General features: G+C 67.6%; 15 protein-coding genes. 2 read left to right on the top strand and 13 right to left on the bottom strand.

Going from position 1 to position 22,686, the window contains the following annotated elements; translation table 11 throughout:
- Nucleotides 1-36: 36 nt before the first annotated feature.
- The 12 genes from ACH413_RS39340 to ACH413_RS39285 all read right to left on the bottom strand — a co-directional run bounded on the left by ACH413_RS39340 (nucleotide 37) and on the right by ACH413_RS39285 (nucleotide 16,831).
- On the bottom strand, nucleotides 37-519 hold the full coding sequence (locus tag ACH413_RS39340) for a MarR family winged helix-turn-helix transcriptional regulator (RefSeq protein WP_360046183.1): 483 nt from the start codon (nucleotides 517-519) through the stop codon (nucleotides 37-39).
- Between the two features lie 50 nt (nucleotides 520-569).
- Entirely contained in the window at nucleotides 570-5,969 is a 5,400-nt protein-coding gene (pulA, locus tag ACH413_RS39335) for a pullulanase-type alpha-1,6-glucosidase (RefSeq protein WP_360046181.1), read from the bottom strand.
- A 94-nt stretch (nucleotides 5,970-6,063) separates the two neighbouring features.
- Nucleotides 6,064-7,305, bottom strand: coding sequence for a hypothetical protein (locus tag ACH413_RS39330; RefSeq protein ID WP_360046179.1), 1,242 nt, complete (start codon nucleotides 7,303-7,305; stop codon nucleotides 6,064-6,066).
- Nucleotides 7,306-7,326: 21 nt separating this feature from the next.
- The gene (locus ACH413_RS39325; protein WP_360046177.1) at nucleotides 7,327-8,835 is read right to left on the bottom strand and encodes an alkaline phosphatase D family protein; all 1,509 of its coding nucleotides are present in this window, start codon (nucleotides 8,833-8,835) and stop codon (nucleotides 7,327-7,329) included.
- Between the two features lie 51 nt (nucleotides 8,836-8,886).
- Entirely contained in the window at nucleotides 8,887-9,309 is a 423-nt protein-coding gene (locus ACH413_RS39320) for a hypothetical protein (RefSeq protein WP_360046175.1), read from the bottom strand.
- Between the two features lie 43 nt (nucleotides 9,310-9,352).
- Nucleotides 9,353-10,051, bottom strand: coding sequence for an ESX secretion-associated protein EspG (locus tag ACH413_RS39315; protein WP_360046173.1), 699 nt, complete (start codon nucleotides 10,049-10,051; stop codon nucleotides 9,353-9,355).
- Between the two features lies 1 nt (nucleotide 10,052).
- On the bottom strand, nucleotides 10,053-11,366 hold the full coding sequence (locus ACH413_RS39310) for a hypothetical protein (protein ID WP_360046171.1): 1,314 nt from the start codon (nucleotides 11,364-11,366) through the stop codon (nucleotides 10,053-10,055).
- On the bottom strand, nucleotides 11,363-11,962 hold the full coding sequence (locus ACH413_RS39305) for a DUF3558 domain-containing protein (RefSeq protein ID WP_360046169.1): 600 nt from the start codon (nucleotides 11,960-11,962) through the stop codon (nucleotides 11,363-11,365). Before ACH413_RS39305 ends, ACH413_RS39310 begins: the two co-directional genes overlap by 4 nt.
- Nucleotides 11,963-11,975: 13 nt before the next feature.
- Nucleotides 11,976-12,272 (bottom strand): PE domain-containing protein, encoded by a 297-nt coding sequence (locus ACH413_RS39300; RefSeq protein ID WP_360046167.1) that lies wholly within the window; start codon nucleotides 12,270-12,272, stop codon nucleotides 11,976-11,978.
- A gap of 187 nt (nucleotides 12,273-12,459) precedes the next feature.
- Nucleotides 12,460-12,864 carry a DUF4233 domain-containing protein gene (locus tag ACH413_RS39295; RefSeq protein WP_360046165.1) on the bottom strand — a complete coding sequence of 135 codons (405 nt, stop codon included), beginning with the start codon at nucleotides 12,862-12,864 and terminating at the stop codon, nucleotides 12,460-12,462.
- Nucleotides 12,861-14,198 (bottom strand): folylpolyglutamate synthase/dihydrofolate synthase family protein, encoded by a 1,338-nt coding sequence (locus ACH413_RS39290; RefSeq protein ID WP_360046163.1) that lies wholly within the window; start codon nucleotides 14,196-14,198, stop codon nucleotides 12,861-12,863. The genes ACH413_RS39295 and ACH413_RS39290 overlap by 4 nt, the downstream gene beginning before the upstream one ends.
- A 5-nt stretch (nucleotides 14,199-14,203) precedes the next feature.
- Nucleotides 14,204-16,831: a valine--tRNA ligase gene (locus ACH413_RS39285; RefSeq protein ID WP_360046161.1), complete on the bottom strand. Its 2,628-nt coding sequence runs from the start codon at nucleotides 16,829-16,831 to the stop codon at nucleotides 14,204-14,206.
- 134 nt (nucleotides 16,832-16,965) lie between these two features.
- On the opposite strand from ACH413_RS39285, the gene ACH413_RS39280 reads away from it, so the two are divergent.
- Both ACH413_RS39280 and ACH413_RS39275 read left to right on the top strand, forming a co-directional pair.
- Complete coding sequence (locus ACH413_RS39280; RefSeq protein ID WP_360046159.1) at nucleotides 16,966-17,823, top strand: hypothetical protein; 858 nt, start codon at nucleotides 16,966-16,968, stop codon at nucleotides 17,821-17,823.
- A 149-nt stretch (nucleotides 17,824-17,972) separates the two neighbouring features.
- Complete coding sequence (locus ACH413_RS39275) at nucleotides 17,973-20,258, top strand: FdhF/YdeP family oxidoreductase (protein WP_360046158.1); 2,286 nt, start codon at nucleotides 17,973-17,975, stop codon at nucleotides 20,256-20,258.
- Here ACH413_RS39275 and ACH413_RS39270 read toward each other — a convergent pair.
- On the bottom strand, nucleotides 20,251-22,440 hold the full coding sequence (locus tag ACH413_RS39270) for a glycosyl hydrolase family 28 protein (RefSeq protein WP_360046156.1): 2,190 nt from the start codon (nucleotides 22,438-22,440) through the stop codon (nucleotides 20,251-20,253). The genes ACH413_RS39275 and ACH413_RS39270 overlap by 8 nt on opposite strands.
- Between the last annotated feature and the right edge of the window lie 246 nt (nucleotides 22,441-22,686).

The raw sequence follows: 22,686 nt of genomic DNA, 5'->3' as shown, positions 1-22,686 counted from the left end.
GGAACCGTAGCAGATAGTTTTGTACGGGACTATCTTCTATCCAACGGCATGACGCAGAGCACGCTTGCGCGGCGGCTTCTCACACGGCACGACAGTGCTCAGGCGACCTTCCACCAGGGTCGTCAGGCCTTTGACCAGGCCTTCCCGCTGGTCGTTCGGCAACGAGCCGAGCACACTGCCCACGACTTCCGCGTACACGTCGTCGGCCTTGGCCACGATCTCGCGCCCCGAGTCGGTCACGACCACAACGCGCGCACGGCGGTCCGTCGGCGACGGCTTGCGCTCGGCGTACCCAGCGGATTCGAGCGCGTCCATCGTCACGACCATGGTCGTCTTGTCGATGTCGACCACGTCGGCGATCTCCGTCTGCGTGCGGTCCGCGTCCAGAGCGACAGACAGCACGCAGCGGGCTCGCGGAGTCAGTCCGATCTCCGCGAGCCTCGCCGTCAGCTCTGTCTCCAGCGCGTGCGACGTCCGATGCAGCAGCATCATCAGGTCAGTACACCCCGTCGTGCCCATGAGCACCACGGTACCAAACTAATCCGGAACGAAACTATTTCTCGACGGGACTATCGCTCCAGCACGACCACCGAACGCGCGGCGCCGACCTTCTTCTCGCTGGTCACGGCCTTCCAGTCGCCCGGAGGCAGCGTCACGGCCTGGTCCGTCGGGTACGGGTTGATCACCACGAGCAGCCCGCGACGAGCCGGGTCCACGTCCGGCCCGGCCGTGTCGTCGACGTGCATGACGATCACGCCGGAAGCCGCCGCCGGGAACGACACCTTCTGCTGCACCAGATCCGCCGACCCCAGGGAGAACAGGGGCGACGACTGCCGGATCCGCAGCAACTCCAGGGTCGCGTCCAGCGAGGCCTTCATGTCCGCGGAGGACGGCTTCGGCCCGGCCAGCAGCGGCTTCGCGTACGGCCACTTCGACTCGTTGTCGGCCTTCGGCGGCAGGCCGCGGCCGAAACCGTTGTCGCGCAACGACGGGTCGTAGGCGTTGAACCAGTCCCCCGAGTCGTAGCTGTTGCGGTCCAACGACTTCGAGCGCAGGAACTCGGTGCCCGCGTGCACGAACGGCCGCCCCTGCCCGAGCAACGCCGGTGCCAGCGCCACCGTCTGCATCTTCACGCGGTCGGCGGCGGACGTCTCTGGCTTCAGCTTGTAGGTCAACGCGTCGAACAACGTCTCGTTGTCGTGCGCGTCGACGTACGTGATCGCCTCCAACGGCTGACCGGTGTACCCAGCGGCCGTGCCGTTGTACTTCACGTCCCGACCGGCGACCACCGGCCCGGCCGTCGACTGGAAGCGGTACGACGCCATGTTGCCCGCCATGCCCAGCTTCACCAGGTCGCTGTAGTTCTCCAGCCGCGCGGCCACGTCACCGTTGGCGGGCGAGGAGTTCACGTCCCCGGCCAGACCGGAGCCGAGCCCCTGCACACGCGGGTCGTCGTCGAACGGCCCGCCGCCGCGCACGGCGTCACGCAGCCGGTCGCTGAACGTGCCGACGCCCGTGCCGGCCATGTTCGCCTGCGTGGCCTGCTCGAACCGGGCGTTGCCGGCGACCTCGCCGAAGTCCCAGCCCTCGCCGTAGACGCCGATCTTGCGCCCGTCCACGCCGTCCTTCTCGACGGTCAGCGCGTCCAGTGCCGCCCGCACCGCGAGGATGTTGGCCTTCGGGTGGTGGCCCATCAGGTCGAACCGGAAGCCGTCGATCTTGTAGTTGCGCGCCCAGCGCACCACCGAGTCCACGACGAGCTTGCCCATCATGGCGTTCTCGGTCGCGGTGTTCGCGCAGCACGTGGAGTTCGCGACCGAGCCGTCGAGGTTGAGCCGCTGGTAGTAGCCCGGCACGACCTTGTCCAGCACGGACGTCGGTGCGTCACCGAAAGCCGCCGTGTGGTTGTAGACGACGTCCACCACCACGCGGTTGCCGTTGTCGTGCAACGACTTCACCATCTCGCGGTACTGCTTGGACCGTGCTGCACCGTTCTGCGCGTCCGCCGTGGCGTACGAGCCCTCGGGCACGTCGTAGTGGAACGGGTCGTAGCCCCAGTTGAAGCCGTCCTTGCCCGCGACCGCGCCGACGCAGGCCTGCTGCTGGTCGGAATCCGCCGGCAGCGAGGGCAGGTCGCAGGCCGGCGTGGCCTGGTCGGAGCGCTTCTCGGGGATCGTCGCGATGTCGAACGTCGGCAGCAGGTGCACGGTGTCCATGCCCGCCGCGGCCAGCGTTTTGAGGTGTTTCATGCCGGTCGAGTCGCGGTGCGTGAACGCCTTGTAGGTGCCGCGATCCCCTGCCGGGACGGACTGGTCGTTGATCGAGAAGTCCCGCACGTGCAGTTCGGTGATCGCGCCGCCCATGCCCTTCGCGACGTCCTTCGACCACCCCGCAGGCATCGAACTGCTCGCCTTGAGGTCAGCGAACTGCGAGTGCGTCGAGTTCACCGACAGCGCCACGGAGTACGGGTCGGTGACCACGACCGTGCGCTGCCAGTTGGTGACCTCGAACTGGTAGTACTTGTTCTTCCAGTCACCCGTTCCAGTCCACGAGCCCGAAGCGTCGTCGCGCTTGAGCTGCACGACCTTCTTCGGTTCGCCGGAAGGCTGGTCGAACAGGCGCAGCTTGACGTTGGTGGCAGTGGGCGCCCACAACCGGACCGACGCGCGGTCGTGGTCGAACGTCGGCCCGAACGTCAGTTTCGTTGCGGCGGAAGCGAACCGGTCATCGAGCACGCCCGCGATCTGCACGCTCGTGCGGTGCCGGATCGCACCGCCCGCGTCGACGTGCACGGCGGAAAGCTTGTCCCGCAACGCCTCGTCCACGAACCCGCGCACGGCGAACACCGGCTTGCCCTTGAGGTGTGGGAACTGGGCCGGCACCTCTTCGGTCGTGGGAGCCATCCGCAGCACCCGTGAGCCGTATTCGAGCCGGTAGCCGTCGGACTGCACGGACGGCACGTCCCAGACGACCTTGTCCTTCGAGATCCAGATCGCCTTGGCCTTGGTCAGGTCGTCATCGGCGGCCGGGCCGACGCTGGACGGCAGCAGGTAGGTCTCGTTGCCCTGCAGCTGCCACACCTCGTTGCCCTTCTGCCCCAGGTCGAGGAACTGGTCGGGACCGGGATCCTTGGCGTCGCCGCGGTGGACGAGGTAGCTCAGGCCGGCCGCGCCGGCCGCGAGCGGCACCGACCAGTAGACGCCGAACTGGTCACGCCCGTCCGGCACCCGCGACTGGTTCCAGCCCGGCGACGGCTCCGCGGACCCCGTCCAGTGGTACATCGTCCAGTCGGTGTAGTCGCCGTCCTGGCGGTTGTAGTGGATCACCGCCCGGTTCTCGGCGGCGGCCTTCGTAGCGTGCACCTTCCCGCCCGCGATCCACGAGTGGCCACTCGTGAACTTGCCGGAAGCCTCCACCGTCGTTCCGCGCACGACGGAGAAGTCGGTGGTGGGCGGAAGTTCCGCGACGCCGTTGGTGAACGGCACGTCAGCCCGGCCGGCAACACGCACCACGGCACCGGACGCGTCGCCGACGTAGTGCACGACCGCCTTGCCCGTGGCCGCCTGCTCGGACGGATGCACGGCCGGGTCGCCCTGCTTCAGCCAGATCTCGGGCGTCACGCTCGGGTCCACGAACCGGTCCACCGACGTGTCCTTCTCATCGCCCTTGTGCGCGATGAGCCCGACGGACTTGGCGCCCGGCTTCAGCTTGATCCACGCGAAGCGCCCGTAGGCGTCCTCCCCCGCGAACGGCAGCGGGGCGTTCCACTCGGTCGGCGTCTCGACGTCGCCCCAGGCGTGCAGGCCCCAGCCGTCGTAGTTGTCGCGCGCGTAGTGCACGACCAGCCAGTCAGGGTTCTTCGTGCCGGGATCGGGGATCGGCGGCGCGGCCACGAGCGACACGAACGCGCCGTCCGCGCCGATCTCACCGGACTTCGCCACCACCCGCAGTTCGACGCGCTTGCCGACGGCCGCACCCGGAAGTGCCGACAGGTCAGCGAAAACGCGGTAAGGAGCGGCGTCGTCGGTGCCGAGCACGGTCCAGTCGCGGGTGCCCTCGACGCGGGCGGCGAAGGTGGCGGCGGCGTTGGGCGCGCTGATGCCGTCCGCACGGAGTTCGACGCGCTCGTCCAGCACCGTTCCGGCGGCCGGGGCCACCAGGACGGGCGCGGGCTTCGACTTCGCGACGTCGCTGGTTCCCTTGAGCACCAGGGAGGACAGCGCGGGCACGGTCACCGTCACGCGGCCGTTCTGGACCTGTGCGTTCTCAAAGGCCGAGGACGACACGGGCACGGTGACGGTCGCGGGCGAGGTGCCGGCGTTCGCGACGACGAGGTGTTCTCGGCCGAGGATGCGGCTGAACGCGAAGACGTCACCGTCGGCGTACCGGAGCACCTGGTTGCCGTCGCGCCACACGGGATCGCGGTCGACCTGCGCGGCCAGGGCCTTGAGCTGCTGGTACAGCGGGTGGGACGTGGCGAAGTTGTCCTGGGCGCCGGTGCGGTCGCTGCCGACGAGCTTCTCCGCCATGTACTCCGGCGTCTTGGAGGCGAACATGTCCTGGCGCGCCAGCTTGTCGCCGCCCGTGCCCGCGAAACCCTGTTCGTCGCCGTAGTAGACGACCGGGTTGCCGCGCCACAGGTACATCAGGGTGTTGCCGAGCTTGAGGCGCTCCAGCAGTTCCGCGTCCGAGATGCCCGGCTTGTCGTTGCGGATCATCCACGCGACGCGCCCCATGTCGTGGTTGCCGAGGAAGGTGGGCAGCGAGGAGGCGTTGGAATCGGCGTCGGTGTAGCGGTCGTCGTCCAGCAGCACCTCGCCGAGGCGCTGGGAACCCTTGCCGGACAGGAAGCTCAGCGCGCTGCTCTGGAACGGGAAGTCCAGCGTGGCCTGCATCTTGCCGGTGGTCGTGTACTTCGACGTGTTCTCCGGGGAGGAGTCGAAGACCTCGCCGAAGACGAAGAAGTCCTTCTTGCCCTTGCGGTTCGCGTACTGCTTCACGTGCGGCGCGAGGGCCTGCCAGAACTCCAGGTTGACGTGCTTGACGGTGTCGACGCGGTAGCCGTCGATGTCGAGCGTGTCGATCCAGCTGGTGAAGATGTCCTTCATGCCGTTGACCACGCGCGGGTGCTCGGTCATCAGGTCGTCGAGGCCGGAGAAGTCGCCCTGCTCGCTCGACTCGCCGGAGAACGTCGAGTCGCCGCGGTTGTGGTAGAGCGTGGAGTCGTTGAGCCACAACGGGTACTTCGTCTGGCCGTCCTTGACCGGGGTGTACGGGAAGGACTTCTGGGCGTCGAGCTTCGGGAACGTGGACTTGCCCGCGTAGTCCGCGATGTCGAACGGCTTGCCGTCGGCGTCCAGATACGGCTGCGCGCCCGTGCTCACGTACTGGGTCTTGTTCTCCGCGTACTTGATCACGTCGGCGGTGTGGTTCGCGACGATGTCGAAGAAGACCTTGATGCCACGGCGGTGCGCGTCCTTGATCAGGTCGCGCATCTCCTGCGTGGTGCCGAAGTGCGGGTCCAGCTTGGTGAAGTCGAGCGTCCAGTAGCCGTGGTACCCGGCGCTGTCGCCCTGCACCCAGCGGTTGAGGAACATCGGCGTCATCCAGATCGCCGTGATGCCCATGCCGTCGAGGTAGTCGAGCTTCCCGCGCAGGCCCTTGAGGTCGCCGCCGTGGTAGAAGCCCTTGTCAGCAGGGTTGAAGCCGTTCTCGGCGGCGTTCGAACGGCCGCGGTCGTTGCCGGGGTCGCCGTTCGCGAACCGGTCGGGCATCACGAAGTAGAAGCGCTCGCCCCGCAGGTCGTCCCGCTTGGGCGGCAACGCGAGTCTCGCGTCCCCGTCGCGCACACCGGGCGCTATGTCCACCACCTCCCCCACGGCCAGGCGTTGCGGTGGTGCGGCAACGGCCTGAACGGGTGTGAGGGGCAGCAGAACCAGTGCAGCGAGCGCGGCGACGACCCGACGCATCGCGACCTCCTTGTCGCAAACTCTTGCAGGGTTGCTGCACGAAACCACGACAAACAGCGGGAAACAATACGTCGGGCCTTGCAAATGTTTGCGATCAGCCTGCCGGGCGCTTGTAGGTGATCGCCATCCGCAGCGGATGTGAGCGCCACTCGTTGACCGCCATCCCGGCGATCAGGCCGATGCCCACGACGGACTCCCGGGTCGCGGGCGCGCTGCGGCTCGGCGAGCCGGCGAGCGGTCCTTCGGTGGGCGTCGGCGAGAACTGGGCGATGGCCATCGGCTGGCCCTCGTGCGGCTGCACGGCCAGCAGGACGTGCGGATCCGCCTGCTCGCCCTGGTTCTCGATCGGTTCGAGGGAGAGGTACTCGCCGCGTTCCGCCGCCTCGCCGCACATCTGGCCGGCCCACCGGAAGGCGTCCAGGACGTCCTCGTCCGAGAGTTCGGCGTCCGCCTGGTGCAACGTGACCTTGGTCAGGCGCGTGCCGTGCGCGGTCATCTCGCCGTTGGTGGTGAAGCGGTCGGGAATCATGACCTCGCCCGTCTCGGGGTCGATCATGAGCATGTCGCGGAACCTGGTCTCGGCGAGCGGCGACCGCCCCATGAGGCCGCGGCCGAGCATCTCTCGCAGCTTCGAGTCGCTCGTCCGCCAGAACGTCGTCTCCTCGCCGATCTGCAGGCCGACGAAGTCCTTGACCGGCAAGCTCGGCAGCGCGGTGACCAGCGTCTGGCCGACCGCGACCGGGGGCGGCGGCTGGACCTGGAACGGCGGCAGCGAGGCGAACTGCGGATCCACCTGTGCCGTGCGGACCACGTGATGCGCCCACGCCCGTGCGCGCGCCAACGGGTGGTCCGGGAACCGTGCGTCGTGGCGCGGGTCATCGCCCGCGTGGAACGGCAGCACGCCCTGGAGCTCGGGCGCGTACGGGTGCGGCTTGATCCAGTTCTGGAACCCGATCTCGGCGGCCAGGATGGCCTCGCGGGTGCCCGTCATGCCGCGTTCCATCGCCCCGAGCTGCAGCACCGCGCTGCAGTTCGACTTGGGGATGGTGAAGGAGCAGACGAAGCCCTGCCCGTTCGGCTGGTTCGGCAACGGCATCTTGACGATCCGCAGCAGCGCGGGCACTCCTCCGAGCTGGACGACGTGCGCCTCGATCAGGCAGCCGGTCTCGCCGTGGATCAGGGCGAGGTGGTGCCTGAGCCTCGGCAGGTCGTCCAGCCCGGCGGGCAGATCCGGGACCACGCCGTAGTAGGTCAGTTCGGCCTGGTCACCGCTGGGGTGCTGCCAGGTGTTCTGGTCGAGCTGACGGAAGCCGGAGGTGTCGAACGAGATGGGCACTCACCGACACTACGTCTCGCGTCAGGAGGCCTTGAGCGTTTTGGACCAGAGCGAAGCGCCGGTCGCGTCACGTAGCCACACCGTGAGCTCGTGCTGCGACGCCTTGACCTCGCCGAAGTGCTGGAACCCGTCCAGCGGCGTGGTGTTGGCGGCGGGCGGGGCGTGCACGAACACGGCCTGCGGGCCGAACGTCGGGTCGAGCGCGTTGGGACCGAACGCGCCGGCGTGCAGCGGGCCGGACACGAACTCCCAGAACGGGTCGAAGTCCGCGACCGCCGCGCGGTCGGGCGAGTAGTGGTGCGCGGCGGTGTAGTGGACGTCCGCGGTGAGCCAGACGGTGTTCTTGACGCGGCGGCGCTTGAGTTCCCGCAGCACCCACGCGATCTCGTGCTCACGGCCGTTGGGCGCGCCCGGCAGGCCGTTCGCGACGCCCTCGATGTCGGTGCCGTCCGGCACGGTCAGGCCGATCGGCAGGTCCGCCGCGATGATCTTCCACGTGGCGGTGCTGCGGCTGAGCCCGTCGACGAGCCACTTCGCCTGCCGGGCGCCGAGAATCACGCCCGGCTGGTCCTTGGGCGAGGTGTTCTTGTCCTTGTAGGTGCGCATGTCGAGCACGAAGATCTCGACGTTCCGCCCGTACGCGAACTTCCGGTACACGCGGCCGTCGACCGCGCGCTTCTGGTCGATCGGCATCCACTCGTGGAACGCCTGGAAAGCACGCTGTGCCAACACGTCCACGCGCTTCTCGGTGTACTGGGGCAAGTCGAGAATCTCGCCGGGGTACCAATTATTGGTAACTTCATGATCATCCCATTGTGCGTAGACCGGGACCTGGGAGGCGAAGCGCTTCACGTTGTCGTCGAGGAAGTTGTAGGCGAACTGGCCGCGGTACTCGTCGAGCGTCTCGGCCACCTTGGACTTCTCCGGCGTGACGACGTTGCGCCAGATCCGCCCGTCCGGGAGCGTGACGCTCGCCTGCATGGGGCCGTCGGAGTAGACGCTGTCGCCGCTGTGGATGAAGAAGTCCGGCCTGCGGTCGGCCATGGCCTTGAAGATCGGCATGCCGCCGATGTCGGGGTTGATGCCCCAGCCCTGGCCCGCGACGTCACCGGACCACACGAAGCTGACCTCGTCGCGGCCGATCGGGGCGGTGGTGAAGCTGCCCGTGACGGGTTCGCTGCGAGTGCGTCCGTGCAGGTCCTCGGCCGTGACGCGGTAGTAGACGGGGCGGCCCGGCAGCAGGCTCGAGACCCTGACCTGCCCGGTTCCGCCGGTCTCCGGGGTGAGCAACGGGCCGCGAACGCGCTGGGAGAAGCGGAACCTCGGGTCGTTGGACACCTCGACGAGCATCCGCGAGGGACGGTCCGCGCGCGTCCACACGATGCCGCCGTCCCAGGTGACGTCGCCGGACTGCACGCCGTGGGTGAGGGTCGGGCGGTCGGTCTTCGCGAGGCTGATGCCACTCGGCACGAGCGCGGCGGCCGTGCCGAGTGCGCCTGCCTTGAACAACGTGCGACGGTCGAAGGTCATGCGCGGTTTCTAGTCGCCGGTTCTGGCCAGCTCTGAAACCCGAGGTGAACTTCAGCAGCGCTTGTCGGTCCAGCCGCTGACGTAGCCGCCGCCCGGCACGGTCACGCTGGAGACCGCGCGCGTGCACTTGTCGAGCGTGGCCGCTCCGGCGCCCCACAACTCCTGCTTGGTGCCGCTGCGGAGGTCGCCGCCGGGGTACTCCTCGTTGCCGTCGATCACCGCGATCCAGTTCGAGACGCGGTAGGTGTGGTTACCGGCGTAGGAGTCCCAGACCCAGGTGTAGGCGAAGTTCTTGCCGCACCCGGCGAACTGCTTGACCGACGCGATGGTCGCGCCCTGGTACTTCACGTAGCCCGTGGTGCCGATCTGCTTGGCGGAGGCACAACCGGGGACGGTCTCGGCGTGGGCGGTGCCCGTTCCGACGGACAGCAGCGTCGCGGCCAGTGCGGCGGCGATGGCGAATGGCTTTCTCACAGCCGCGACGCTCGTGCATTTCGGTTATGCGGCGGTAAATGTGTTACGTGAGGCGCTTGAGCCAGTCCGTGATGATCTGGCGCGACGCCGGCGTGGCGTGCACCCACGTCTGGTGGTTCTGGTCGGTGTACTTGACCACGAGCCAGCGGCCGTCCTCGAAGTCGATCGTGGTGAGGAAGGTCTTGGCGCGCTGCCTGCCCTCGCCGTTGCGCTTCGCCGCGTACAGCTTCGCCGTGCCCTGGCGGGGCTGGGCGAGCAACTGGCGCAACGAGATCGACGGCGACGCCTTGCCCGGCTGGTGCACGTTGATCTCGGTCGCGTGCACGTTGATCGACGCACCACGCCCGGCCGGCACGTCCGGCAACTGCATCGCGAGGACCTCCGGCGCGTTGTCCGGCCGGATCGGATGCAGCTGCACGAACCCGTTGTCGTGCACGGCAAGGACACCGTGCTGCGAGTTCGCCGCCACGACCACGGGCTTGGTCTCGTTCGGCGTGGCCGCGATCCAGGCCGAGTAGTCGTGCTCCGCCTTGGCGATCAGGTGCAGCGTCCCCCGGACGTCCGGGTGGTCGAGCCCGACCCGGCGCAGCTCACCGATGACGTCGCGCTCGATGAGCACGCGTTCGTCCTCGGTCTCACCGGGCGAGTCGACGGAGAGCGCCGGGTGATACTCCCCGAGCTTCTCCTGCTTCCACAGCACGTCGAAGGCGAGGTCGGACAGTTGGATGGACGACCGAAGCACGTCACCCCCCGATCGTCGGCGGTGCGACCATCGGCATGTCGCCGATGATCTCGTTCGTGTTCTCCTCGGTGATGAGGTAGTCGGCGGACTTGTGTTCCAAGTCGTCCTCGCCCTGGCCCTTCTGGCCCTGACCACCCATCCCGCCCATGCCGGCGCCGCCAGCGCGACCTGCCGCGCCTGCCGCACCACCTCGACCGGCCGCGTTCGGACCGGTCTCACCCATGCCTCCGAACACACCGGCCTTGCCGCCGGGCTGCTGGGCGGACGTGCCGCTGCCACTTCCGGTGCCGCTGCCGACTCCGCCGGAGCCGAACTTGCCCGCTCCGCCCGTGCCGCCTGCTCCGCCGCCGAACTTGCCGGCTCCGCCGGGGCCACCACGACCGCTGCCCGGCCCGTTGGGGCCGCCACCCAGGCCCCTGGTGCCGCCAGGACCGTTGGGGCCACCGGTGTTCGGGCGGACGGGCACGCCCACGGGCGGGAGACCCGTGTTGTTCGGCCTGTCGATCACGCTGCCGACCGGGGGCTTGCCAGTGAGGTTGTCGCCGATGGCGGGCCTGCCGGTGTTGCTGGTGTTCGTGGTGTCGGACGAACTGGTCGTGGTCTGGTCGCCGTTCGTGGTGGGCACGGTCCAGCCGGTGCCCGTCGTGCTCTGCGGCGTGCTCGTGGAGTTCGGGAGACCGGACGTGGACGAGCGCGAGGTGGTGGTGCTGCTCGTCGTGGTCTTCTCCTCACCGTTGTTGCCGCCGGTGTTGGCGATCTCGACCTGCAACGTGTCGGCCGTGACGCCGGGGAACTCCTTGGGCAGCTCACCTCGGTTGGTGTTGCTGGCGCTCTGGAACTCCGAGTAGACCTCGCGGTTGTGCTTCTCTTCAGCGTTGTAGCTGTTGACCTTGTCCTCGGTGTCCGTGTCCCAAGGGGTCGCGTCGTCCCAGAAGCTCGTGTCCGGCTTGGCCGCCGGCATGTCCTTGAGCTGGTTCTTGTTCAGGTTGAACTGGTAGACCTGGTTCGAGATGGAGTGATCGGCCTGCCGCAGCGCGTCCTGCATCTGAACCATGGCCTGGTTGATCGGGTTGGCGGCGGCCTGAGCGCCGTCCGCGCTGGCCCCGGTCCACGCCTCGCCCAGCGTCTCACCGACCCGCTTGAGCCTGGTTTCGATGCCGGCGTAGCTGCGCTCCAGATCCTTGGCGATGTTCGCCGCGACCTGCGCCGACCCGGTGCCGGGTCCGCTGGTCATCTGGGAGTAGATCTCAGCTCCCGAGAACCCCTCGGCTCTGGTGTTGTCCTCGGTGAAGCAGCTGGGCGCGGGCCTTGTCATTTCGCACCTGCCTTGATCGTGGTGATGGCGAGATCGGCGAACTCGGTGACCGCGGCACACGGGTCAGCGAACTTGGGGCTGCCGTTGAAGCTGGAGAAGGTGAAGAGGAACGCCTTGTCGTCGGCGACACCGACGAGGAGCTCGCAGCCGCCGTCCTTGCGCTGGTCGACCGAGAGAGCGATGTACGCCGGGTAGCTCTGGACCGCGGGTCGCGGCTCGAAGTACTGGTAGGTCGAGTCCTTGTTGGGAAGGATCGTGCGCAGGTCCGTGCCATCGGGGAGAAGCGTCATCCCCGGCGCCATCTTTCCGGCGGTGCTGGCGCCCAGCCACACACAACTCGATCCGACAGCGCTGGTGTTGTTCCTGCCGCTGACTCCGGGAAGCCCGAACGCCTGAATCTGAGCCGCGGTGATCGCGCTGCACGGATCGGCCACGAAGGACTTCACGTCCAGCGGGTCGCCGATCTTGGGCGCTCCCCCGCTGTTGCTCGTGCTCGTCGGAGGACTGGCCGTGGTGGCACTACCGGTGGTGCCGGTGCCACAACCCGCCAGCAGCGCGAGAGCGGCTGTGCCGACGACGATCGATCGGATGCGCAACAGCCTTGTCCTTCTACTTGAGGTTGTCCCGGTTGCCTTGCTCAGTCCGCTCGTACTGGGCAAGCGTGGCGTTCAGATTGTCGATCCGAGTGGTCAGCGTCTTCTGCAGCTCTTTGTTCGACAACTCGTGCATCTTGCCCGCGTTGGAGGCCCAGTTCGCGTAGACCTGACTCGGCCGGTCCTTGCCGGCGCCCTGGATGCTGGTCAGGGCCTTGCCCTGATTCTCGGCCAGCATCAGGTCGTCGCGGATCGACTCGTACTCCTTGATGGCCGCGCGCAGCGTCTCCAGATCGACCTTGGTCCCGCTCATCCCCAGTGCCCTCCCCGCAGATTCGTGCGCCAATCAGCATAGCGCCAGGTCGCGGGACCAGTCCCAGTTTCAAAGCACGATCGGGTGAACACGACGAACCCTCGCCGTCGCATTGCGACAAGCGAGGGTACGAAGTGCGGAATTCTTTGGTTGATGTTATTGCCGAATTGCGTGGAAACGCGTTCGGTCAGGACTGCTGTTCGGCCTGCTGCTGTTGCTGCGCCGGAAGTCGACCCTCGGCCATGCGCTTGAGCAGGTCCTTGCGCAACCACAACAGATAAGCCCAGACCAGCCCGAAGATCACGCCGATCACCCCCATGGCCGGCAACAGCAGCCAGGTGGCGATCAACAGCACGTGCAGCCCCACGACAGCCCCGATGGCCCACGGCTTGCGGACGAACGCGCACATAGCGATGAACACCGCGATGAAGCCGAACGCGACCCAGCCGACCAGGGACGTGACGCCGCCGTGCAGTTTGGCGATCACCGGGAGGGCCAGGGCGACGACGATGACCTCGAGGATCAGCGTGCCGGCCATGATGCCCCGGAACGCCTTCATCGGGTCTTTCTTCAGAGGGGCCGGGGCGGTCATGCCGGCTCCTTTCCGAACAGCGCGCGGGCCTCGCCCGCGGTGACGACCGAGCCGGTGACGATGATGCCGCCGCCGGACTGCTCGTCCTCGATGAGGTGGATGGCTTCCTCGATGGCGTCGACCAGGCGGGGACGCACTTCGAAGCGGTCCTCGCCGAAGATCGGGACGGCGATGCCGGCCAGGACGTCCGGGTCCATGGCTCGTGGGGAGGAGTTGGTGGTGATCACCAGTTCCTGCACGACCGGTTCCAGGGCGGCGAGGATGCCCTCGGCGTCCTTGTCGGACATCACGGACACCACGGCCACGAGCTTGCGGAAGCCGAACTCCGACTGCAGCGCACGAGCCAGAGCCGCGGCGCCGTGCGGGTTGTGCGCGGCGTCGACGAAGACGTTGGGCGCGGACCGCACGCGCTCCAGGCGGCCCGGCGTGACGACCGAGGCGAAGCCCTCGCGGACCATCTCGATGTCGATCTTGCGCTCGGGGCCCGCGCCGAAGAACGCCTCGACGGCGGCCAGTGCCAGTGCGGCGTTCTTCGCCTGGTGTTCGCCGTGCAGCGGGAGGAAGATGTCCTCGTAGACGCCGCCCAGGCCCTGCAGCGTGATCATCTGGCCGCCTACGGCCACCTGGCGCGACAGGACGCCGAACTCGCTGCCGAATCGGGCGATCATCGCGTCCACCTCGGCCACGCGTTCGTGGATCACCTTCATGACCTCGGGCGTCTGCTCGCCGACGATCGCCACGGCGCCCGGCTTGATGATGCCGGCCTTCTCCACCGCGATGTCCTCCGGGCGGTTGCCCAGGTACTCGGTGTGGTCGATGCCGATCGGGGTGAGCACGGCTACGCGGGTGTCCACGATGGACGTCGCGTCCCACGTGCCGCCCATGCCGACCTCGACGACGGCCACGTCGGCCGGGGCTTCGGCGAAGGCCGCGTAGGCCATGCCGGTGAGCACCTCGAACTTGCTCATCCGGATCTCGGACTTGGCGTCCACCATGGCGACGTACGGCTCGATGTCGCGGTAGACCTCGACGTAGCGCTCCGGGCTGATCGGTTGGTTGTCCAGGCTGATCCGCTCGGTCGCGAGCTGCAGGTGCGGGCTCGTGAACCGGCCGGTGCGCAGGCCGATGCGCGTGAAGAGCGCATCGACCATGCGCGACGTCGACGTCTTGCCGTTCGTGCCCGTCAGCTGCACGACCGGGTACGACGTCTGCGGGTCGCCCAGCACGTGGGCAAGTGCCTTGATCCGGTCCAGCGACGGCTCGAGCTTGGTCTCGGGCCACCGCTGGTTGAGCTCGTTCTCGACGTCGAGGAACTCGTCGAGGTTCGTTTCCACGGTGCTTACGCCTCCGGCAGCGCGGCCAGGCGCTCGTTGATGCGGGCGATCTCGGACTCGGCGGTGGCCTTGCGCTCCTCGATCTTGGCCTTGACGTCGGCGGGCGCCTTGGCGAGGAACGCCTCGTTGCCCAGCTTCTTCGTCGTGCCCTCGAGTTCCTTCTGCGCCACGGCGAGGTCCTTGGCGAGGCGCTTGCGCTCGGCGGCGACGTCGATCGTGCCGGACAGGTCCAGCTCGACCTTCACCGCGCCCTTGGGCAGGCCGACCTCCAGCGTCGCCGAGACGGTGAACTCGTCACCGGGCTCGGTGAGCCGCGTCAGCGACCGAACGGACGGGACCTGGTCGATCAGGCCGACGCAGCACGCGCCGCGGACCTTGCCCGCGACCTTCTGGCCGGGATTGAGGCCCTGCTCGGAACGGAACCGGCGGATCTCGGTCGCGAGCTTCTTCAGGCCCTCGATCTCCGCCTTCGCGTCAAGATCGCGCTCGGCACCCGAGACGGACGGCCACTGCGCCACGACGAGCGACTCGCCGCCGGTCAGCGACGTCCACAGCGTCTCGGTGATGAACGGGATCGACGGGTGCAGCAGACGCAGCAGGACGTCGAGGACGTGGCCCAGGACGGACTGCGTGGCCTCCGTGCGGCCGTCCGCGATCTGGACCTTCGCGATCTCCAGGTACCAGTCGCAGAACTCGTCCCGCGTGAAGCTGGCGAGCGCCTCGCACGCACGGGAGAACTGGAACGCCTCGAAGTTCAAGTCCACAGTGGACACCAAGACGTCGAGCTCGTCGAGGATCCAGCGGTCGGCCGCCGTCAGCTCGGCGCGGTCGGGCAGCGGACGCTCCACCGTCGCACCGTTGGCCAGCGCGAAACGCGTGGCATTCCACAGCTTCGTGGTGAAGTTGCGGGAACCGGCCGCCCACTCCTCGGCAACGGCCATGTCCGAACCGGGGTTCGTGCCGCGCAGCAGCGTGAACCGGGTGGCGTCCGCGCCGTAGCGCTCCATCCAGTCCAGCGGGTCGATGCCGTTGCCCTTGGACTTCGACATCTTCTTGCCGTACTGGTCGCGGATCAGACCGTGCAGGAAGACGTGGTCGAACGGCTGGACGTCGTCCATCGCGTACAGGCCGAACATCATCATCCGGACGACCCAGAAGAACAGGATGTCGTAGCCGGTCGAGAGAACGGACGTCGGATAGAACTTGCGGAGGTCCTCAGTGGACTCCGGCCAGCCCAGCGTCGAGAACGGCCACAGACCCGACGAGAACCAGGTGTCGAGGACGTCCTCGTCCTGACGCCAGCCCTCACCGGTCGGCACCTCGTCGTCCGGTCCGACGCAGACGACCTCGCCGGCCGGGCCGTACCAGACCGGGATCCGGTGGCCCCACCACAGCTGGCGCGAGATGCACCAGTCGTGCAGGTTGTCGGTCCAGTCGAAGTACCGCTTGTTCAGCTCGGCCGGGTGGATCTTGGTGCGGCCGTCGCGGACGGCGGCGGACGCGGCCTCCGCGATGGTCTCGACCTTGACCCACCACTGCAGCGACAGGCGCGGCTCGACGACCGTGTTGCACCGCGAGCAGTGGCCGACGGAGTGGACGTACGGCCGCTTCTCCGCGACGATCCGGCCCTCCGCGCGCAACGCGGCGACGATCGCCGGACGCGCCTCGAGCCTGTCCATCCCCTCGAACGGCCCGTGCGCGGTGATGGTCGCGCGGCCGTCCATGATCGTGAGGTTCGGCAGGCCGTGGCGCTGGCCGATCTCGAAGTCGTTCGGGTCGTGAGCGGGCGTGACCTTGACCGCGCCCGTGCCGAACTTCGGGTCCACGTGCGCGTCCGCGACGATCGGGATGCGGCGGCCGGTCAGCGGCAGCTCGACCTCGGTGCCGATGAGGTGCTGGTAGCGCTCGTCGTCCGGGTGGACGGCGACCGCTGTGTCGCCCAGCATCGTCTCGGCGCGCGTGGTCGCGACGACGATCGACGCGTCCCCGTCGCCGTACCGGATCGAGACGAGCTCGCCCTCGTCTTCGCTGTGGTCGACCTCGATGTCCGACAGCGCGGTCTGGCAGCGCGGGCACCAGTTGATGATCCGCTCGGCCTGGTAGATCAGGCCGTCGTCGTACATCTTCTTGAAGATCGTCTGGACGGCGCGCGAGAGCCCCTCGTCCATGGTGAAGCGCTCACGCGACCAGTCGATGCCGTCGCCGAGGCGCTTCATCTGGTCGAGGATCTTGCCGCCGTACTCCTCTTTCCACTCCCAGACGCGCTCGACGAACTTCTCGCGCCCGAGGTCCTGCCGGGACATGCCCTGCTTGGCCAGGTCGCGCTCGACGGCGTTCTGGGTCGCGATGCCCGCGTGGTCCATGCCGGGCAGCCACAGGACCTCGTAGCCCTGCATGCGGCGGCGCCTGGACAGCGCGTCCATCACGCTGTGGTTCATCGCGTGGCCCATGTGCAGCGAACCGGTGACGTTCGGCGGGGGCAGCACGATCGTGAACGGCGGCTTGTCGCTCTTGACGTCGGCCTCGAAGTAACGCCGGTCGACCCACCGCTGGTACAGCTCCGCCTCTACCTCCGCCGGAGTCCACGCGGCGGGGAGGTCAGGACGCTGGGTTGCGGTGTCGAGTTCAGTCACAGCCGTGAAGTCTACGGAGGCCAGGGTCTCGACTTGAAACGAGATACCTGATAACGCCCCCGCGGCAACCGCAAGCCGGTCGACAGCGTGGTTCGGAGTGACCGAAGATGTGCCCCGAACATCTGGGGGGAACGTTGCAGTACGACATTGATGACCATCCTGATCTGAAGGACGCGGCCTGGATCCGTGCCGCGAACAAACGCGCCAAGCGGGACATCCGCAGGCAACGACGGAAGGCCAGGCGGGGCAGACACAGCGGCAAGGTCGTGTCCGCCATCGCCCTGCTCGTCATCGGCGCGGTGCTGTTCGGGCTCTACAAGGCGGGGAAGTTCGGCGAGGCCTCGCTGCCGGACGTGAAGCTGCCGTACGCGGGGGCGAACGTCGAGGTCCCGTTCGCCGGCACGCCCGCGGAGCAGTGGCCAGACGGCGACAAGGGCATCGTCGCGCCGGACGCCAATCCGGCGTTCGAGCAGGTCCGGCAGGCGCTGATCGCCTCACGCCTCGACCCGGTGATGCTCGGCGAGCACAAGCCGGACCGGTTCCTCGCGATGCTGGCGCCGGAGGTGCGCGAGCACGTCGTGAAGGAGATCGCGGGCTGGACCACCCGGCTCAAGCAGGGCACGAAGCTGCTCCCGAACGGCATCAAGGTGTCCGGGAAGATGACTCTCGGGGAGAAGGACGGCTACCCGGCGGTGACGGCGGACTACGTGTTCGCCTACGCGTTCGAGCCGCCGGAGCCGAAGAAGCTCTTCAGTCAGATGGAGATGGTCGCGGCGGTCCGCGAGAAGATCACCTACTCGATCACTCCCGAAGGACTGTGGCCCTCGGACTCGACGGGTTTCCAGTACTCGATCGCGTGCCAGGCTGCGAAGGACGGCTTCCTCGCGCCGCAGTTCACCGAGCCGCCCAAGCACGGTGAGGGCGTCGCCGGCGACGAGAAGAAGTACTTCTCCGTGGACGGACAGGTGCCGACCGAGAACAGCTGCGATTGATCACTCTTTCAGAGGTGCCGGACGAGAGTGACGGCGATCACAATTGACCGTCACGGACCGTTCAAACCCCTTGGGGCCCGTGCCGACGGCGCCGCCGCGTTCTTCGGGGGCGCTGGCGGCGCCGACGTCTATCAGCGAAGAATGCAGCCATGAGCAGCAAGCCCCCGCAGAACGACGTCGACGAGTCCGCGCTCGAAGTCAGCACCCCCAAGACCTGGGCAGCGGGTATTCCCGGTGTGCTCGTGTCGCTCGACCGCGCGGTCGAGCAGATGGGTGTCGGGCGCACGGTCAAGACGTTGCGACTGCTCAACCAGCGTGAAGGTTTCGACTGTCCTGGTTGCGCGTGGCCCGAACCACAGGGTCACCGCAAGATGGCGGAGTTCTGCGAGAACGGCGCGAAGGCCGTCGCGGAGGAAGCCACCAAACGACGAATCGGGCCCGAGTTCTTCGCCGAGCACTCCATCGAGAGCCTGCGCACGAAGACCGACTACTGGCTCGGCCAGCAGGGCCGGCTCACCGAACCGATGGTGCTGCGGCCGGGTGCGACGCACTACACACCGATCAGCTGGGACGCGGCGTTCACGCTCATCGCCGACGAGCTGACAGCGTTGTCGAACCCGGACGAGGCGATCTTCTACACCTCCGGCCGCACCAGCAACGAGGCCGCGTTCCTCTACCAGCTGCTGGTCCGCTCGTTCGGCACCAACAACCTGCCGGACTGCTCGAACATGTGCCACGAGTCGTCCGGCTCGGCGCTGAACGAGACGATCGGCATCGGCAAGGGCTCGGTGTCGATCAAGGACTTCGACCTCGCCGACCTCATCGTGGTCATCGGCCAGAACCCCGGCACGAACCACCCGCGCATGCTCAGCGCGCTGGAGGACGCGAAGAAGAACGGCGCGAAGATCATCGCGATCAACCCGCTGCCGGAAGCGGGCCTTATGCGGTTCAAGAACCCGCAGAACGTCGCGGGCATCGTCGGCCGCGGCACCGCGCTGAGCGACGAGTTCGTGCAGATCAAGGTCGGTGGCGACCAGGCGCTGTTCCAGGCGATCGGACACCTGCTGCTGCAGTGGGACAAGCTCGACAAGACGTTCATCGAGGCCAAGACGCACGGCTTCGAGGCCTACGCGGAGAGCCTGCGCGAACTCGACTGGGACGGCGTGCTCACCGCGACCGGTCTGACCCGCGAGCAGATCACCCGCGTGGCCGGGATGTTCGTCGACTCCAAGCGCACGATCGCCTGCTGGGCGATGGGTCTGACGCAGCACAAGCACAGCGTGCCCACGATCCGCGAGGTCACGAACGTCATGTTCCTGCGCGGCATGATCGGCAAGCCGGGCGCGGGCCTGTGCCCGGTGCGCGGCCACTCGAACGTGCAGGGCGACCGCACGATGGGCATCTACGAGAAGATGCCGGAGAAGTTCCTGCTGGCCCTGGAGAACGAGTTCAGCATCTCCGTGCCGCGCAAGCACGGTTTCGACACCGTCGACGCCATCAACGCGATGCGCCAGGGCCGCGGCAAGGTGTTCATCGCGATGGGCGGCAACTTCGTCAGCGCCACCCCGGACACGCCGGTGACCGAGAAGGCGCTGGAGCAGTGCTCGCTGACGGCGCACGTCTCCACGAAGCTCAACCGCTCGCACGTGGTCCACGGCCGCACCGCGCTGATCCTGCCCGCCCTGGGACGCACCGAGAGCGACGTCCAGCACTCGGACGAGCAGTTCGTCACGGTCGAGGACTCGATGTCGGTCGTGCACCGCTCACGGGGCCGGCTCAAGCCCGCGTCGGAGCAGCTGCTGTCCGAGGTCTCGATCGTCTGCCGGCTCGCGCGCAAGACGCTCGGCGCCTCGCACCCCGTGGCGTGGGAGGAGTTCGAGAAGGACTACGACGTCGTTCGCGAGCACATCTCCCGTGTCGTGCCGGGCTGCACCGACTACAACACGCGCGTGCGTCAGCCCGACGGTTTCGTGCTGCCGCACCCGCCGCGTGACTCGCAGGAGTTCGCGACGGCGACCGGCAAGGCGAACTTCACGGCGAACGAGCTGACGGTCATCGAGATCCCCGAGGGTCGCCTGATCATGCAGACCCTGCGCAGCCACGACCAGTACAACACCACGATCTACGGCCTGGACGACCGCTACCGCGGCGTGAAGGACGGCCGTCGCGTGGTGTTCGTGAACCCCGACGACATCAAGGAATTGGGGTTCACCGACGGGCAGATGGTGAACATCATCTCGGAGTGGAAGGACGACCCGACGGGCGTCGTCGAACGCCGCGCCGAGTCGTTCCGGATCGTCTCCTACTCGACCGCGCGGGGATGCGTGGCCACGTACTTCCCCGAGGCGAACCCGTTGGTGCCGCTGGACTCCAAGGCGGACATCTCGGGAACGCCGACCTCCAAGTCCGTGATCGTGCGCCTGGAAGCTATTTGACGATCACGCTGTAGTTGCTGGCACCGCCGTTGGGTCCCAGTTCGACCGTCCCCGCCCGGAAACCTTTGGCGTACAGGCGGAAGGTCTTCGGGGTCCCTTCGGTGTTGACCAGCTGCAGGCCGCTGTCGAGCCACAACGCGTCCATCCACGGGCGTTTGCCGAGCCGCGTGTCGACCGCGACGTAGACCAGCGCGTCGCGGTTGATCGCGAAGCGCGCCAACGGGTTCTGCGTCGCCGACTTCGAGTCGTTGGCCGTGCGGATCCACTTCGCTCCCGCCACCTCGTCCGGTACGGCGCTGAACGTGAAGTCGCGGTCGCCGTACTGCGCGACGCCCGTGCGCAGGCCGGTCTGCACCGACCAGTCGCCCGCGTTCCCGGTGTCCGCCACGGTCAGTCCGCTCAGCTCCAGTTCCGCTGGCTGGTCGCCTACGGTCAGGATCGCGACGGCCGACCGCGTGATCTGACCGGCCGTGCCTCGGACGTTGATGTTCGTCGAGCCGTGCGGGGTGTCCGGCAGCGTCGCCACGGTCATCGTGGACGCCTGACCTGGGTTGATCGTGGGCGGACTGAACTGCACGACCGTCCCGGCCGGCACGTTGTCGGCGTCGAGGCTGATCGGCCCCGGTGAGCCGGTCGAGGCCGCGCTGACGGTGAACGACGCCGTGTCTCCCGGCTTGACCACGCGCGACGCGGGATCGACCGCGATGCTGAAGTCGTTGCCCACCCCGCACTTCTCGGTCGAACCGGTGTTCTGCACGCGCGGCGAGCCCGAGTTGCGGACGCAGAACCCGTTGGTGTTGCGGAAGAGGAAGTCCGTCGGGCTGCTGGTGCCGCGCGCCCAGCCGAACGTGTCGAACGTCAGGTCGGTGGAGTTGTCGGCGATCACCGCGGGCCGGCCGTCGTTGTTCGTGAACGCGACGGCGCTGTTGAGGAACCTGATTCGGTCGGCGTAACGGATGTACCAGCCGTACGCGGGCCGGGTGCCGATGCTGTTCGGGTTGTAGTTGGTGCGGTCGTTGCTCGGCGGGTTCGTCGACATCGTGCCGTTGCCACCGGGCACGTTGATCTTCACGTTGGTGAACGTCACGTCGCTGATGTGGCCGTCGACATCGCCCATGATCGTGGGACTGAACGACGGCGAGGCGCCGTTGATCGTGATGTTGTCGTAGGTGATGTTCTTGATGGTGCCGACGCCCGGACTGTTGCCGCAGCGCTTGCGGGCGCCGACCTTGAGCATGATCGGCGACCGCACCCCGCTGACGGTGATGTCCTTGTAGTGCACGTCGGAGACGACCGAGCCGTCCATCGAGACGAGCCCAAGTCCCGACTTGTTGGAACCCTTGATGTCGATGCGCTGGAAGTCGTAGCCGGTGAAGTCACCGCACGTCTCCGAGCCGAACATCAACGCGTTGCAGCACCCCGCGCTGAGCTTGGTGTCGTAGACCTTCACGTTGCCGTTGCTCAGCTTCTGACCGAGCGCGTAGTCGCTCTTGAACGCCAGCGCGTCGTCGTTGCCCGCGAAGTTGCCGTTGGTGATCGTGACGTTGGTGGTGCTGATGACGTTCCAGCCGTCGCGGTCGCTCGCGGTGTCGATCGTGAGCCGGTCGGAGGTGACGTTGCGGCACCCGTTGATCAGCATCGCGAAGTGGCCGCCGCGCCGGAGTTTGATGCCGCTGACCGTGAGGTTCTCGCAGCGCGTCAACGAGATGATCTTGTCGGCCTGCCCGCTGTCCGGGTTGCCGGTGATCAGCGCGCCACCGCCGTCGATCGTGCCGGAGCCGACGAAGCCGATGTTGGTCAGCCGGTCGCCCCAGATCATGGCGTTGCGGAAGTGGCTGTGGCCGTAGTCCTGGTACTTGTCGTTGGGGTTGGGCTCCGGCTTGTCGTAGCCGCTGCCGCTCGCGCCCATGATCGTGGCGCCGGAGTCGAGCTGGAGCGTGACGTTGCTCTTCATGTGGATCGAGTTGGGCGAGCGGTACGTGCCGGACGGGAACCGCACGGTCCCACCACCCGCCGCGTTCGCCGCGGTGATCGCCCTGTCGATGGCCGCCGTGTCGTTCGCGCTGCCGTTGCCGGCGGCCCCGTAGTCCTTGACGTTGAAGTCCGCCGCCTGAGCGGGTTCCGCCAGCATCGTGATGCCCAGCAGTGCCGCGGTCACCGCCACGCCGAGTCTCCGTAACACGGATGTCCTCCCCGTTGTAACGTCCTGAAAACGTTTACGGCGGCGGGGAGCTCACACGCTACGCCGGTCGAACGCGCCCGAACAGCCTCCAGCGGCGACGGCTAGTGGCGAGTAAGCCTCCGCCGACCCGCTTCTCCGGCTTCGAAGCCTCCTCAGATGCGCGAACGTGCCGTCGGACGGCAGCGTCGGCCTCCACCTCAGACTGCTTCATCTTCGCGATAGCAAACGCTTGGTGGTGCGACAACA

This window comes from Lentzea sp. NPDC020367 (assembly GCF_044387305.1).
Classification (GTDB): domain Bacteria; phylum Actinomycetota; class Actinomycetes; order Mycobacteriales; family Pseudonocardiaceae; genus Lentzea.
Note: the sequence above shows the minus strand (reverse complement) of the source record. Positions and strands in the feature narration are given on the sequence as shown.

Coding starts and splice junctions, on each gene's coding strand:
- ACH413_RS39340 (WP_360046183.1), bottom strand. CDS start 519: ATGGGCACGACGGGGTGTACTGACCTGATGATGCTGCTGCATCGGACG.
- pulA (WP_360046181.1), bottom strand. CDS start 5,969: ATGCGTCGGGTCGTCGCCGCGCTCGCTGCACTGGTTCTGCTGCCCCTC.
- ACH413_RS39325 (WP_360046177.1), bottom strand. CDS start 8,835: ATGACCTTCGACCGTCGCACGTTGTTCAAGGCAGGCGCACTCGGCACG.
- ACH413_RS39310 (WP_360046171.1), bottom strand. CDS start 11,366: ATGACAAGGCCCGCGCCCAGCTGCTTCACCGAGGACAACACCAGAGCC.
- ACH413_RS39300 (WP_360046167.1), bottom strand. CDS start 12,272: ATGAGCGGGACCAAGGTCGATCTGGAGACGCTGCGCGCGGCCATCAAG.
- ACH413_RS39295 (WP_360046165.1), bottom strand. CDS start 12,864: ATGACCGCCCCGGCCCCTCTGAAGAAAGACCCGATGAAGGCGTTCCGG.
- ACH413_RS39275 (WP_360046158.1), top strand. CDS start 17,973: ATGAGCAGCAAGCCCCCGCAGAACGACGTCGACGAGTCCGCGCTCGAA.